The organism is Flammeovirga pectinis (assembly GCF_003970675.1).
In the GTDB taxonomy this organism is placed as follows: domain Bacteria; phylum Bacteroidota; class Bacteroidia; order Cytophagales; family Flammeovirgaceae; genus Flammeovirga; species Flammeovirga pectinis.
Window position 1 is genome coordinate 2,001,225 of record NZ_CP034562.1, and the last position, 15,381, is coordinate 2,016,605.

Annotated in this window: 14 protein-coding genes; 4 read left to right on the top strand and 10 right to left on the bottom strand. The window is 31.1% G+C overall.

Features of this window, described 5'->3' with window-relative positions; translation table 11 throughout:
* Positions 1–45: 45 nt before the first annotated feature.
* Together EI427_RS08000 and EI427_RS08005 are read right to left on the bottom strand one after the other, a co-directional pair.
* Positions 46–1,098, bottom strand: coding sequence for an ABC transporter ATP-binding protein (locus tag EI427_RS08000; protein ID WP_126613423.1), 1,053 nt, complete (start codon positions 1,096–1,098; stop codon positions 46–48).
* The gene (locus EI427_RS08005; RefSeq protein WP_126613425.1) at positions 1,098–2,132 is read right to left on the bottom strand and encodes a FecCD family ABC transporter permease; all 1,035 of its coding nucleotides are present in this window, start codon (positions 2,130–2,132) and stop codon (positions 1,098–1,100) included. The genes EI427_RS08000 and EI427_RS08005 overlap by 1 nt, the downstream gene beginning before the upstream one ends.
* Positions 2,133–2,181: 49 nt before the next feature.
* Between EI427_RS08005 and EI427_RS08010 the strand changes: the two genes are divergently transcribed.
* The 4 genes from EI427_RS08010 (at position 2,182) to purB (ending at position 7,174) form a co-directional block, all read left to right on the top strand.
* Complete coding sequence (locus tag EI427_RS08010; protein WP_126613427.1) at positions 2,182–2,823, top strand: HAD hydrolase-like protein; 642 nt, start codon at positions 2,182–2,184, stop codon at positions 2,821–2,823.
* A 46-nt stretch (positions 2,824–2,869) separates the two neighbouring features.
* On the top strand, positions 2,870–5,320 hold the full coding sequence (locus EI427_RS08015) for a penicillin acylase family protein (protein ID WP_126613429.1): 2,451 nt from the start codon (positions 2,870–2,872) through the stop codon (positions 5,318–5,320).
* Positions 5,313–5,711, top strand: a complete 399-nt coding sequence (locus tag EI427_RS08020; protein WP_126613431.1) for a hypothetical protein — start codon at positions 5,313–5,315, stop codon at positions 5,709–5,711. Before EI427_RS08015 ends, EI427_RS08020 begins: the two co-directional genes overlap by 8 nt.
* Before the next feature lie 119 nt (positions 5,712–5,830).
* Entirely contained in the window at positions 5,831–7,174 is a 1,344-nt protein-coding gene (gene purB, locus EI427_RS08025; RefSeq protein WP_126613433.1) for an adenylosuccinate lyase, read from the top strand.
* Between the two features lie 57 nt (positions 7,175–7,231).
* Here purB and EI427_RS08030 read toward each other — a convergent pair whose 3' ends face one another.
* The 8 genes from EI427_RS08030 to cyoE all read right to left on the bottom strand — a co-directional run bounded on the left by EI427_RS08030 (position 7,232) and on the right by cyoE (position 15,380).
* Positions 7,232–10,957: a sensor histidine kinase gene (locus tag EI427_RS08030; RefSeq protein WP_126613435.1), complete on the bottom strand. Its 3,726-nt coding sequence runs from the start codon at positions 10,955–10,957 to the stop codon at positions 7,232–7,234.
* Positions 10,958–11,037: 80 nt separating this feature from the next.
* Entirely contained in the window at positions 11,038–11,205 is a 168-nt protein-coding gene (locus EI427_RS08035; RefSeq protein WP_317125742.1) for a hypothetical protein, read from the bottom strand.
* A gap of 76 nt (positions 11,206–11,281) precedes the next feature.
* On the bottom strand, positions 11,282–11,869 hold the full coding sequence (locus tag EI427_RS08040; protein WP_126613439.1) for a DUF420 domain-containing protein: 588 nt from the start codon (positions 11,867–11,869) through the stop codon (positions 11,282–11,284).
* A 14-nt stretch (positions 11,870–11,883) separates the two neighbouring features.
* Positions 11,884–12,555: an SCO family protein gene (locus tag EI427_RS08045; protein WP_126613441.1), complete on the bottom strand. Its 672-nt coding sequence runs from the start codon at positions 12,553–12,555 to the stop codon at positions 11,884–11,886.
* A gap of 87 nt (positions 12,556–12,642) precedes the next feature.
* On the bottom strand, positions 12,643–12,981 hold the full coding sequence (locus EI427_RS08050; protein WP_126613443.1) for a cytochrome C oxidase subunit IV family protein: 339 nt from the start codon (positions 12,979–12,981) through the stop codon (positions 12,643–12,645).
* A 39-nt stretch (positions 12,982–13,020) separates the two neighbouring features.
* The gene (locus EI427_RS08055; RefSeq protein ID WP_126613445.1) at positions 13,021–13,776 is read right to left on the bottom strand and encodes a cytochrome c oxidase subunit 3; all 756 of its coding nucleotides are present in this window, start codon (positions 13,774–13,776) and stop codon (positions 13,021–13,023) included.
* A 125-nt stretch (positions 13,777–13,901) separates the two neighbouring features.
* Positions 13,902–14,471, bottom strand: coding sequence for a cytochrome c oxidase subunit 3 (locus EI427_RS08060; protein WP_126613447.1), 570 nt, complete (start codon positions 14,469–14,471; stop codon positions 13,902–13,904).
* Between the two features lie 9 nt (positions 14,472–14,480).
* Positions 14,481–15,380, bottom strand: coding sequence for a heme o synthase (gene cyoE, locus EI427_RS08065; protein WP_126613449.1), 900 nt, complete (start codon positions 15,378–15,380; stop codon positions 14,481–14,483).
* Between the last annotated feature and the right edge of the window lies 1 nt (position 15,381).

The following is a 15,381-nucleotide window of genomic DNA, read 5'->3' on the forward strand; positions in this document are numbered from 1 at the left end:
GTTTATCTATCAGAAAAATACACGATAAAATTCAAATATCACAATTTATTGCGTATATAGTTTAAGAATCATCTTAAAAACGTCGAGACCATCCATTTCACACCTAACATTTGTGTTTAAATAAGAAATATCCCATACTAAGTAGTTACTATCTTTATCTATTGTTAGATATAAATTATAATCTGGTGTATCCGATTTAACACATCCCTCTGATAAGAATTTCTTATCAATCCAAGAGATTCTTAATCTTGTTTCTTCACTTAAATTAACGGTAGAATCAATTGAAATAGTATAAGAAAACAAAGTTTTATCAGCACAATAATTAAAAGTACCTTGTTTGGTATCAAAACCAATATTTTTATTGCTGAAAACACGAGCTATATCACCTCTAGAAACAATAGCATCTGGCGTACCAACAACACATTTTCCATTTTCAAGAATCCACATCTTATCAGCTATTTGAAGAGACATTTCTACCTCATGCGTTGATAAAAGAATTGATTTATGACGTTTTCTTGCAATTCTTTTTAATAATTGAAATATTTCAATTCTATTAATTAGATCAAGATGAGCGGTGGGTTCATCAAGTAAGATCAAAGATGTATCTTGAGCTATTGCTCTTGCAATCATTACTTTTTGTCGTTCACCGTCACTTAATTCAGTGATTTTTCTTTCAATTAAATGTATAGCTCCTACATCTTCAAGTGCTTGTATTACTAAAGCATCATCTTTTTCAGATAATTTACCCCACCAATTCACATAAGGATAACGTCCCATCATTACAGTTTCCCTTACTGATAAATTGCCCACAATCTGAACATTAGAAAATACAAAACTCAATACCTTAGATTTTTCAATATTAGAATAATCTAAAATATTTCTCTCTTCTATCTTAATATCACCACTTATAGGAACAAGCTCTCCAGAAAGTGTTTTTAATAAAGTTGATTTCCCTACTCCATTAGGTCCAAGTAAGGCAATAAAATCTCCTTTCTCTAAAGTTAAATTAGAGAAGTCTCCAATTACAGTTTTCACTTTATTTTTCTCGTAATAACCTGTCTGTAAACTTGTGCTTTTAAGAACAATATCATTCTGCATTATTTCCGTCCTTTTAACATGGCTAATATAACAATTGGTGCTCCTATTAAAGAGGTAATTGAATTAATTGGCAATACAACTCCTGAGCTATTTACATGAGAAATGATATCGCATATTAATAAACCACCTGCACCAACAACTGCACTTAATGGAAGTAATTTGAAATGATCGGATGATTTAGAAATCACTCTAGCAATGTGTGGAGCAGCTATTCCTACAAAACCAATTGGTCCACAAAAACCTGTAATACTTCCCGCCAAAATACTTGCCGAAAATATTGTCAACAATCTAAATTTTGACACCGACAAACCCATACTTTTGGCATATTGTTCGCCTAAGAGCATTAAATTCATCGATTTACAAAGATAAACGCTAACTAGCACACCTAATAAAGTTAGTAGTGACAAGATCAAAATTTGATCATATACTATCCCTCCAAGGCTGCCAAACGTCCATAATATATATTCTTGTAATTGATCTGGGTGACTAAAATATTGGGCAATCCCAACTAATGACGAAGCAAGTGCTCCCACCATTATCCCAACGATTAAAAGAGCTACATTATCTTTAATTTTATGAGCAACAATTAATATTAAAAACATAACCAAACCTGCTCCTACAGAAGAAGCAATTACTGTTAACCATGCTCCTAAATTTTGTAAATATGCTATGGAATTTACACCTAATCCTATTCCAGATGAAAGTGAGATAAGTGCTACTCCTAAAGATGCTCCAGAGTTTATCCCAAGAACAGAAGGTCCTGCCATAGGATTTCTAAATAATGCTTGCATTAATAATCCACTAACTGCTAAACCTACCCCAGCTAATATTGACACCAAAGCTTTTGGAATTCTGATTAACCAAAGAATATTATAAACTCCTTCATCTATCATTTCTGAATGAAATAAAGCTCCAAATATATCAGAAATTGAAATTTGTGTAGAGCCAACGCTTACATTGAGAATAAACAATGGAATTATGGCAACCCATAAGAGTAGAATCTTTACTTTTAGATCAATTACTTTCAAATTCATAGCACGAACTTACATATTTGATTAAAATAAATACATAAGATTTATCATAATGAAAAAAAATATCACTTTACTCTTTGATTTTGATGGTACTATAGTCGATTCAATACAGGTTGTAAAGTCTATAATAGAAGATCTAGCGCCTCTCTATCATTTAAAAATTGATAAATCCTCTTTAGACGATTTAAAAGAAAAAGGAGCAAAAGATATTATCAAACTGATTGATTTAAAATGGTGGAAACTTCCTTTTTTTGTGTTTCATGTTAAAAGGAAAATGACAAAAAGAATTGATGAAATACTCTTATTCGATAATATAAAAAATGAATTAATTAGCTTAAATAATGAAGGCTATAGAATTGAGATTTTAAGTAGTAATGATCCTAAAACTATTAAAAGATTTTTACTCAAAAATAATATGACTTCTCTTGTTGCTCATATATATAAAGCAAGTGCATTGTTTAAAAAACACACCCTCTTAAATAAGATAAAAGAAACCACCTCTAATCAGATACTATATATTGGTGATGAAGTTAGAGATATCGATGCTTGTAAAAAAAGTAATGTTCCAATTGTTGCTGTAACATGGGGTTATAACTCATCTAAAATATTAAATAAAAGTAAGCCAGAATACATTATAGAAAAACCTAATCAGTTATCTAAAGTAATTAATGATTTTAGTACTAGTAACAACTAAAATATGTATTTTTGTAAGACTAAATTTAAAATAACAAATACAGTTCATGAGATCCTCAATAGCAGGTATTATTTCAGCTTTTACATTTTTTTGTATTGTTGCCCTCGACTCAAATATTAAGAGTTTACCTCCATTAGGTAGATTTTTAGATCCATTTCAAGGTTTTTGGCAGAACGAAGTCCGTGATGAAAAGCTACCTGAAACACTTACTTTGCCTACAATGATTTCGGATGGTACAGTATTTTACGATTCAATTCTTGTACCTCATGTGTATGCTGAAAATGATCATGATTTATACCTTCTTCAAGGATATATAACTGCTAGACACAGACTTTGGCAAATGGATTTCATATCTAAAGTTGCTTCAGGTCGTTTATCTGAAATTCTTGGAGATAAATTTGTGAATTTTGATAAAGGAATGAGGAGACAAGGTCTGCAATTTGGTGCTGAACAATTTGTAGAAACTATAAAGAATGATAAGAAAATGATCTCTTTGATTAATGCTTATTGTTCTGGGGTAAATGCTTACATCGATGAATTAAATTACTCTGACTACCCTGTTGAGTATAAATTCTTTAATTACAAACCAGAACATTGGACTCCCTTAAAAGTAGCATTAGTTTTTAAATATATACAGTATAGTCTAAGTGGGCCGGATAATGACTTTGAAAACTCTAATTCGTTTCAACTATTAGGTAAAAAGAATTTTGACTTACTCTTCCCTGAGATTTTACCTTTTCAAGAAACTATTGCACATAACGATTCTGTTTGGGCGAATATCCAACCGTTAAAAGTTAAAGTTCCTACTGACTACAAAATGTTATCTGGTTTAAGAAAACATGCCATAGAAAAAGAAGATCCTGATAACGGAAGTAATAACTGGGCTATAAGTGGTGCTAAGACATTAAATGGCAATCCCATTCTTTGTAATGACCCACACCTAACATTATCTCTCCCTTCTATTTGGTTTTCAATTCAATTAACCTCTCAAGAATCCAATACTTTAGGCATGTCAATTCCTGGTGTACCTTGTATAATTACAGGGGCAAACCAAGATATTGCTTGGGGAGTTACAAGTGCAAGAAGAGATGATAGAGATTGGTATAAAATATTATTTCAAGATAAAAGCCAAACACATTACCTCATAGATAATTACTGGGACAAAGCAGAGTTACGCATCGAAGAAATTAAAATAAGGGAAAAAGATCCTGTAATGGATACCGTTAGATATACTAAATGGGGGCCTGTTATTTATGATAAATCTTTTGGTCAAACAAACCAGAAACAAGGATATGCATTAAGATGGAGTGGTCATGACCCATCTAAAGAACTAAAAGCAATTTATAAAATAAACAAAGCAAAAGATTATACTGAATTCAACGATGCTTTAAAGTACTTTTTTGGTCCTGCTTTAAATTTTGCATTCATATCAAATACAAATACTATTGCTATGAATATCCAAGCACGTTTTCCAAATAGATGGAAAGAACAGGGGAAATTTGTACTAGATGGAACTCGTTCAGATACTAAATGGCAAAGTTATATACCACAAGAGCATAATATTTCTGTTGTTGACCCTAAAATTGGTTACGTTAGTTCTGCAAATGAGCATCCCGCAGGAGAAAATTACCCTTACTATACCTATGGGCAATATTATGAATATTACAGAAATAGAAGAATCCATGATTTGTTAGACAGTGCACAAGAGTTAACTGTTAGTGATTTAGGGAATATGATGAATGACAATTACAGTCTATTTGCAGAAGAAAACCTTCAGTTCTTGTTAAAACATATAAATCTTAATAACCTAAGTGATGAAGAACAAAGTGTTTTTAATCTTCTAAGAAACTGGGATTACAAATATTCTCCGGGAGAAATTCATTCTATATATTTTGAAGAATGGGCGAAAAGCATAATGCAATTAGTTTGGGACGAATTCCATGAACATCCAACAAAATCGTATGCAATTCCATCAAGAGCAAATACATTTTATTTATTAAAGAATAACCCTAATTTCTCCTTTTTTGATGAATTAGAAACTTCAAAATCAGAATCTATTGATGATTTGATAAATGAAAGTTTCTCTCTTTCTATTAAGAAAGTAAACAAATGGAAAGAAGAAAATTCTGAAGAAGATTTAAACTGGTCGAACTATAAACACACTACTATTCAGCATTTAGGAAGACTACCCGGCTTTGAAATTGATAAACTAAAAAGCGGTGGCTACAAAGGAATTATTAATGCCATGAAAGAAAAACATGGACCAAGTTATAGAATGCTAGTTGAGATGACGAAAAATGGACCCGTTTGTTACCAAGCAATCCCTGGTGGACAATCCGGAAATCCAGGAAGTCCTTATTACGACAATATGGTACCTTATTTTGAAGAAGGTAAATTGTTTAAGGTCAATTTCTATAAAGCAGAAGATTTTAAAAATAGTGATAATCCCCCTACTTCATTATTGAAAGTAGAAGAAATAAAGAAATTAAATGAATAAAAATATCATAGTAAATGGTACAGCAATATTAATTACTGCTAGTTTACTTCAAGTAATGTTTCCATGGTGGATTATTACAGTTCCTTGCTTTATATTTGGTGCATTTAGAGATACAAATAAATTTCTAAATAGCTTTTTAACTGGCTTTGTAAGTATTGCACTTCTTTGGGGTACTTATGCTGCATTAATTCAACTGTATACTGGTTCCGAACTTAGTAGTCGTATTTCTATTATGTTCCATTTGCCAAGTAATGATTTTGTCGGTATCGTAAGTGCTTTAATTGGTGGTTTTGTAGGTGGTTTATCTGCTCTTTGTGGTGATTTGATAAATTGGTCTTCTACTGATCTTACTCCTAGTAAAGCCAACAAAGTAGAAGAAGAAAGTTTATAAATCTTAAAATCGAATTCGATATTTTCACATACTATCTTACTATTTATTTTTGTTTAGATAATCAGCACATTATATTTGCCACTTGATCAGTTTTTCACTTAAAAATTCCAATTATAAAAATGGAACTAAACGAACTCACAGCAGTATCACCAATTGATGGCAGGTACAGAAGTAAAACTTCATCATTATCTAACTATTTTTCAGAATTTGCTCTGATAAGATATCGTGTTTGGGTTGAAATCGAATACTTTATCGCTTTATGTGAGTCACCACTCCCTCAACTAAAAGACTTTGATAAGTCACTTTATCCATCTATTCGTAAAATCTATCAAGAATTTACAAACGAAGATGCAGTTAAAGTAAAAGACTTTGAACGTGTCACTAACCATGATGTTAAGTCAGTTGAGTATTTTATTAAAGAAAAATTTGATCAATTAGGGATTAAAGAACAAAAAGAATTCGTTCATTTTGGTCTTACTTCTCAAGATGTAAACAACACTGCAATTCCTTTGTCACTTAAAAATGCAAATGTTGAAGTTGTTCTACCAATGTTAGAAGAAATCATTGGTTTGGTTGATTCTTTAGCTAACGATTGGGCTGAATACCCAATTTTAGCATTAACACATGGTCAACCTGCATCTCCATCTAGATTAGGTAAAGAATTCAAAGTATTTAGCTACAGAGCTACAAAACAATTAAATGCATTAAAGCAGATTCCTTATTCTGCTAAATTTGGTGGTGCTACAGGTAATTTCAATGCTCATCACGTTGCTTACCCAACTATTGAATGGGTTGATTTTGGTAACGAATTTGTAAACAATACGTTAGGATTAGATCGTTCTCAATTTACAACTCAAATTGAAAACTATGATAACCTTGCTGCATTGTTTGATGCATTTAAAAGAGTAAATACAATTTTGATAGATATGTCTAGAGATATCTGGCAATATGTATCAATGCGCTACTTCAAGCAAAAAATTAATAAGAATGAAGTTGGTTCATCTGCCATGCCTCATAAAGTAAATCCTATTGATTTTGAAAATGCGGAAGGTAACTTGGGTATTGCAAATGCTTTATTAGAGCATTTATCAGCAAAATTACCAATTTCAAGATTACAAAGAGACTTAACGGACTCTACTGTATTAAGAAATATTGGTGTACCATTAGGACATATATTAATTGCTTTGCAATCGTTGAAAAAAGGTCTAAACAAATTAGAACTTAATGACGCACAATTAAAAGCTGATTTAGAAGATAACTGGGCAGTTGTTGCAGAAGCAATCCAAACAGTTCTTCGTAGAGAAGGTATTCCTAACCCTTATGAAATGCTTAAAGATCTTACTCGTAAAAACGAAAAAATTACAGAGTCAAGTATCCAAGTATTTATTGATGGTTTAGCTGTTTCTGATGCAATTAAAGCTGAATTGAAAGTAATTACTCCTTACAACTATACAGGTTTATAAGCATCTATCTTATATAAATTAGGGTGATATACTTCTTGGTATATCACCCTTTTTTAATTATTCCATTTCAGTCATTAAGAATTCTACAAAGAAAGAAGATCCTTCTAGTTCTTTTGTTTCGAACCAGATACTACCTCCCATCTGCTCAACTCCTCTTTTGGCTACAGCCAACCCAATCCCTGAACCAGTCTCCTTAGTAGTAAAGTTAGGTACAAAAACTTTTGTTTGAACATCTTCCGGTATTCCCATTCCGTTATCAATAATTGTTACGATAGCCTTTTCGCCATTCTCGTATAAATCAACTATAATTTTAGAAGGAATATCTTCTTTAGCCGCTTGAATGCCGTTTAACATCAGGTTATTTAAAATTCTTGCTGTTAATTTCTCATCTCCTTCAACCATCACATCATGCCCAATTTGCGTATCAGAAAAGTGAATATCTGACTTACTAGAAAGCAACATTATATTTTCTCTAATCACTTTCGAGATATTAAATGTTTCTCTTTTAGGAACAGGCATTGTAGCAAAAGAAGAGAATGATGTTACAATACCACTCAACGTATCTACTTGATTGATAAGCATTTTTGTAGCTTTCATTAGTTTCGGGTTTTCATCCGATTTCGCTACTCTTTCTAATTGCTGCAAATAAAGTTTCATTGGTGTAAGAGGATTTTTAATTTCATGAGCAACCTGTTTTGCTACATCTCTCCAAGCACTTTCTCTCTGTGATCTATCAAGCTCTTTTTTAGATTCTTCTAATTTTGCAAGCATTTTATTGTACTCACCTACTAACTGACCAAATTCGTCGTTTGCTGTATATGATATTGGTTCATTCTTTTTACTTAATGTTATCCTATTCAACTCAGGAATAATCAATTTTATAGGGTTTAATAATGATAGAGCAGCATAATGTACAATTGGTAATAAGGTCAAGAATAAGATAGAAAAGATCATCATAATAGTAGTAATCACTTCTATAGACCTATCATCAAATCTATTTAATGATTTAAAGAAAGGTATACTTACTACACCCATAACTTTACCAGTATTAAATGCCTTTATACCAATATATGAAGTGTTATATTCTAGATTACCTATGCGTTCTTTTAAGACTAACCTTGTCTGTTTATTTTGCATTATTGCAATATAAGCCTTAGGATTAATCTCTTTACTTAGTAAGTTTTCATCAAATATTTCAATATCTGAAGCTGCCTTTAATTTTCCTCTTCTATTATAAAACCTAATATCTGCTTGCATCACATTAGACAACTCATCAATTAGAACATCTAATTTTAAATTATCATCATTAGAATACAGTTTATTGATCTCGTTATTTTGAAATAAATTACTAGCTACTGTTTGTCCCTTTTCTAAATATTGTCTTTGAACATCATTTTTAGTGGAGTTAACCATTACAGAACCCATTACAAAGGCTAATATTAAGAGTGGTAAAAAGATTGCCGCATTTAAATATAGTTGCACTTTTGTAGAAAATGATCGTCGATATTCATTTGGATTCCTAAAATAATTCACCAAATTAAAAATTGTAAAAATTAATATTATAAGTACAGTAAAATAAGCAGAGAAACTCTTAAAGTAATCTATAAATGCAAATCGTTTAGATGAGATCACCACTATCCTATTATTAGAGCCAGGTAGCATTAAATGTTCATAGCCTTTATACTCTACACTACTTACTAAATTTTCTCTATCTCGTGAATAAGTTTCCTTTAGAAAACTGTTTGAATAATTATAATCTCCTGAACTGAAAATTAATTCTTGTCTATAGAAAATTGCATATGAGTATTCTTCTTGTCTAAAGTTAACATCAAAGTCTTCGTCTAGAATAGTTGATTTAAATGATTTACCGGTCAAAGATTTTGGGTATAATGCTATTAAACAGAACCCTAATGTGTCCGTTTTTTCAAATCTGTCTACAATTGGTATATCACATAAATAACTAAAAGTACCTTGCTGCAAGTTCATTTTAGAGTTTAACCCGTATTTTGGCTTCTGCTTCTCGTAGAAATTCTCCTTTAATTGCTGATAAGAACTTTCGTTATTTAACGTTTGACCATTATCAAATGAAATATTTATTTTGACATCAAAACGATTACCAAACCATTCTGTTAAATCATTCTTTATTGATTTTGTAGCAACAGTTGCTCTACCTTTATTCAAAAAGGCCATGGCATCAATTATCTGATTATCATTTTTAACACCATTTATTGTTTCTTGTAAATATGCCCTCAAAAGTGCATCGTTTTCAGTAAGTTTTGATGCAAATTTTTGTTTAAAAACTTCGTCGTTTCTAATCTGTAGATTCTCCGTAATAAAGGCTCCAAGAAGGGAAAAGAAAACAATTAAAGACATTAAATACATTACTGCCGGGAATTTACCGATCGATAGATATTTAGGAGTATCTAATAATAGTGTAATGCCTATAAAAATTGCAATAATGTTAATCAATAAAATATTAAAGGTATCGTAGCCTAATTGGAATGCAAATACGATTACAATCGAGATTAACATTGCTAATGATTTGCTATAAAAATCTAATCCCCAGCAGATTAATTTAAAAAATAAATGTGCTATAAGCCCCATTAATATGAAACCCGAAATTATTATTACTTGAGCAAATATCTCTGGGACAGTAATATCTAAAAGACTAAATTTCAAAGATAAATCCCCTGCTTTTGCAGATACATGGATAAATATTTCTTCAAATCCGGCTACAATAAAGAAAAAACTAACGATTAAAATGACGCTAATTGTAATCTTAAATTTCTTCTCTAATAAATAAATAGATTTAATTGAAAATAAACTCGTGAAATTGGTACTTAACCATCTAAATATTATTATCGCAAATAGGATATCGAGGAAAATAATACCTAATGAATCCCATTGTTCTAATACGGAATCGTCTATTTTACTTAAAATATTATATTCGTACTTAATTATATTACTTGATAAAACATCTGCTACAATTGCATGTAAAGAAATTACCCCTAATACAAATATTGTTAGCATTGGAAATATAGAGTAACCCCTATTAATATAATTGGTTACAAATGTACTCAATGCCGACAATAAGAATAATACACCAACTATTATAGACATTACAAAATAACTCCAAGGAATTAACTCCACAGATCTATTTTGAGAGACATCTATTGCAAATAAAAACTTATTTAATTTTGTATAAATTGACTTATAATTGGTTGTAATATTGAATTTAGCTAGTCTTGGCATTTCCTTAGTACCAAAGACAAATTCATTGACAAAATTAGGGATCAAAGAAGTTACATTATCCCTTTCGATGATAAGAGGAATGATTACAAAAATCTCATAATCTTGGTTATACACCATGATATTTGATTTTCTCACATAAAAAAAAGAGTCATCTTTCTGAATTACATCTTCAACAAAGTAGCTATATAATTTATCTTCAAGATATTTAAGCTTTAAGTTATTATCTGACCAAAAGCTTAATACTCCCTTTTTATAAATATAAACTGGGTAAATACTTTCATTCAATAAAGCCTGAAAATCTAGTATATTTTCATTATCAGATTTGATATTCGCTTTAATTTCAAATATTACATCATCTGCATTTTTAGAAACCTGTTCAATTCTATCTTGAACAAAAGAATCATACTCATCAGATGAGTAGTAACCTGCGTTAATTAAAAAAATTGAGATTGTTAAAAAGGTAAAGAAAAGCCCTATAAGTGCTTTATTTTTACTCTTTCTTACTTCTAAAAAAATATATTTTACTTTCATAAAAAAAGAGGAAGTTGTAGAACTCAAAAATTACAAAAAAACTCCAACAAGAAATACCTTATTGGAGTTTTTTATACCTTTTAAGCTAAAGAAGCTTTTTCTTTTTGTGTCTTTCGATACCAGAGATAAACTATTGCTGCAATTAATATGTACGGCATAGTCATTAAATAAATTATTCCGGTATTTAAACCCGCTCCTACACTACTTGCTCCAGAGCTTATATTATTTTCTACCGTTGCCCTACACATTGCACATTGTGCATATAAACCTTGAACTGACAGTAGAAATGAGAGTGACAGGAATACTATTTTCTTATACATAATATTAGATATAATATGGACTAATCATTAAGTAAACAATTACACCTGTTATTGCTACATATAACCAAACAGGGTAAGTAAATTTAACTATTCTCTTATGTTTCTGTATTTGATCTGTTACCGCAAAATAGATGGCCAATAAAACTAATGGCACTACCCCTGCAGATAATAAAATATGTGAAAGTAAAATAACCAAATATAAAGTTCTTACTATTCCCAAATTCACTTTTTCATCATCAGATAATACACCATCATGGTTTATATCACCAAATACTGTATGCCCTCCTTGAAAATGATAAATAACATAAGAAACTAAAAATATACCACCTAACACAAATGCAACAGCCATCATTAACTTGTGCATATCTATCTGTTTTTTCTTAACAAAGTAATAGCCAAGTAGTAAGGCGATTGCAGATGAAAAGTTAATAACAGCATTTAAACGTGGTAAAAAAGAAACATCTAAATCTCCTAATTTTCCTGTCTGTGGTATAAATAATAAGAGTGCTACAACGATTGGAATTAAAATAGAAACAATACCTATTACAACTAAAGGTAATTTATCATTTCGTTTTTTGTCTGTAGTTTCCATAAAGATATAATCCGTTATTCTTTTAATAATAGAGAGATTTCAGTAAGCAGGCGTTTAACATCTTCCTGATCTGTACCACTATAAAAACCTCTAATTCTATTCTCTGTATCAACGAGTATTAATTTATCACTATGTGATAGAGATGTATCTTGACCTAAGGCTTCTTCTTTTGCAGTTATATAAAACCCACATTGCCCAAGGTTCATTATTGTTTTTTGATCTCCGGTAAGTAAAGTCCATTGCTTCGTATTAATTTTATGTTTCTCTACATAATTTGATAATACTGAAGGTGTATCATATGTTGGATCAATACTAAAAGAAACCAATTTCAATCTATCTTCTTTTTTGAATCTTTCTTGTACTCTTAATAAAGAAGATGTCATTGCTTTACAGATATCAGGACACGATGTAAAAAAGAAATCTGCTACATATATCTTTCCTTTTAAATCTTGATTAGAAAAGTGAACACTATCTTGATTTAAGAAATCAAAATCTGGAATTCTATGTACACCATCAATTTCATTTGGAGTACAATTCACAGATTTCAAACTATAAACTTGAAGTTCTTCGGCTTTTTCAAGCTGATATTCATTCGTTCCAAAGTTTTTCAGGAAGAAAAAAATTACTAAAGGTATTCCAATTAAAGTAAATAAGAATACCCATTTTTTAAGATTAGGTTTGTTCATTCTTTCTATAAAAGTAAATATGGTTTGATCGCTACAAAAATGAAGAAATCAAACCATATTATTGTTATTTATTTCAATAAATTGATGCTACCAATTCTGAATTGCATCAAGTATTGCTCCACCCTCTTGGAATAAAGCTACAAGTAGCCAAACCAAAAATAACATTGGGAATAAGATCACAAATTTTAATGCGCCTACCTCATGGCCTAAGTGCATAAATTCCATGATAATATATCCTGCTTTAAGCAAAGTCATACCCACAAATAATATGTTAAGGATAAAACGACTTGAACCGTCAGGCCATGCAAAGGCGAAGATAAATTCTATAATTGTAACTGCTGCTAAGATCGCTGTAACCTTAATTACAGTTTTCATTTTTGCTTTCTTAATCTCCTCTGGAGAAAGTGTTGCATCGTGATTTGCCATCTTACTAATTTTAGTAGTTAGTGAAATTAAAAAGTAGAGTTAGACTAAGTAGAAGAATGTAAATACAAATACCCATACTAAATCGACAAAGTGCCAGTATAAACCGCCTTTCTCAATCATTTCATAAGTACCTCTTTCTTCATACGTACCCATTACAACATTGTAAAAAATCACAATATTAATAATAACACCACTTGTAACGTGAACACCGTGGAAACCTGTAATAAAGAAGAAGAAATCTGCGAACAACTGAGGTCCGTATTGATTTTCATGTAAGTTTGCTCCAAAAACCTGAACACCATCTCTAATAACTCCACCTTCTGTACCGTGGATAAAGTGAGACCATTCCCATGCTTGACAGCCTAAGAAAGTAATACCACCTACGATTGTCCATAGCATCCATTTTTCTACTTCTGCTTTAGATTTTCTTTGTCCAGCTTCAACAGCAAATACCATTGTTACAGAAGAAAGAATTAAAATAAATGTCATTAAACCAACAAACATTAAAGGAGCATCTACTCCATGTAATCCTGGAAAAGCATTAAATACTTTTTCTGGTATTGGCCAATAAAAATTATCCGAGCTAGTAGCGAATTCGAATTTAGAATATGCTCCTTCGTATGCAGGATGCATAAAACGAACTACTCCGTATGCTATTAATAAAGACGCAAATGTAAAAGCATCTGAAACAAGGAAAAACCACATCATTAGCTTTCCATAGGTTGCTTTCATTGGTCTTTGTCCACCATCCCACTCAGAGAGTTTAGGATTTGTCAAAGTTGTAGTTGATGACATAAAAGATTGGATGTTATTTTTTTAGTGTCTTTTGAATTTTATTTCTCCACAAATAAATAGTTGAATCTTAACAAATACAACTATTTGGTGATATTTGTGTTATTTTTTTATGACGATTGTCATGTTTAACGATTCATCAGCATGAAAATGAACAGATAAATCCATAATGCTCCTAAAAAGTGCCAAAAGTTAGCACACATCTCAATTCTTACAATTGTACCAGAATTTATCTGATTTTTAAAAGCTGCATATAGCATAATGAATAAATACAAAATACCACTAACAATATGAAGCCCGTGTAAACCTGTTATTACATATACAAATGAACCGGATGGATTACCCACAAAGAAAACATTCATTGCAACAAGGTCTTCCCATCCAATAAACTGAAGGATTAGAAAAATAACTCCTAAAACTGATGTTATTGTAAGTGCATTTTTCAATTGAGACATATCGTCTTTCTTTGCCCCTAGATAAGCCCAATGCATACTTGCACTACTTAATAGTATTACAATTGTGCTATAATACATAATTGATGGCAACTCGAATGCTGCCCAATTACCTTCGGCTTGTCTTACAATATAAGCACTTGTCAATGCAGCAAATATCATTACCACACTTACAATAAATAACCACATCGCAAATTTCTTAGGATGCATCCCTACGGGTCTTTTCGGAGTTTCTGCTATTGACATAATAATAAATTAGATCTTGTCGATTAAGTATACAATTTGAACAATTGGTAAATAAATAAAAGAGGTAAACATTATTTTTAATGCTGCTTTATCCGTCTTTTCCTTAATCAATCCAAATGTTTGATATAAAAAAGCTGCACCTGCTAAAGATGCAATGATACCAGAGGTAATACCTGTCATTCCAAATTGTGTTGGTAAAAACCCAATAGGAATTAAAAACATAGTATAAATTGATATTTGAACTGCTGTATTTACATTTTTATCACCATTAAAAGGCAACATTTTAAAACCAGCATTTTTATAATCTTTATCAGCAACCCATGCAATTGCCCAAAAATGAGGGAATTGCCACATAAATTGCAAAGCGAATAATATTAACCCTTCCATGCCCACAAAACCCGTAGCTGCTACCCAACCAATCATTGGAGGAAAACCTCCTGGGAAAGCACCAACCAACACTGAAAGTGGTGTAATTCTTTTTAATGGAGTATATACAAAGCCATACAACACTAGAGAAGCTAAAGATAATAACGTGGCAAATACATTTAAGAAATACAACATTATCACAGTACCTAACACTGCAAGAACTAATGCATATATACCCGCCTCCTTTCGAGAAATAATTCCTAAAGGAATAGGTCTATTCATTGTTCTCTTCATCAATTTATCGTGTTCTTTCTCGATAATTTGATTTATTGTATTTGCGGACCCTGTTATTAAGAAACTACCTACTGCTAATGCAATCATTGCAGTAATTGATATTTCTGTTGTTCCTAATAAGTAACCAAAAATTCCAGAAAAAACGACAACGCCAGTTAAACGAACCTTTAGTAGGTCATAAAAATCTCTGACTCTGCTTTTTCTTTGAGGCACTTCTGAAATTATATCTTTAGATTCTGCTACTACCATA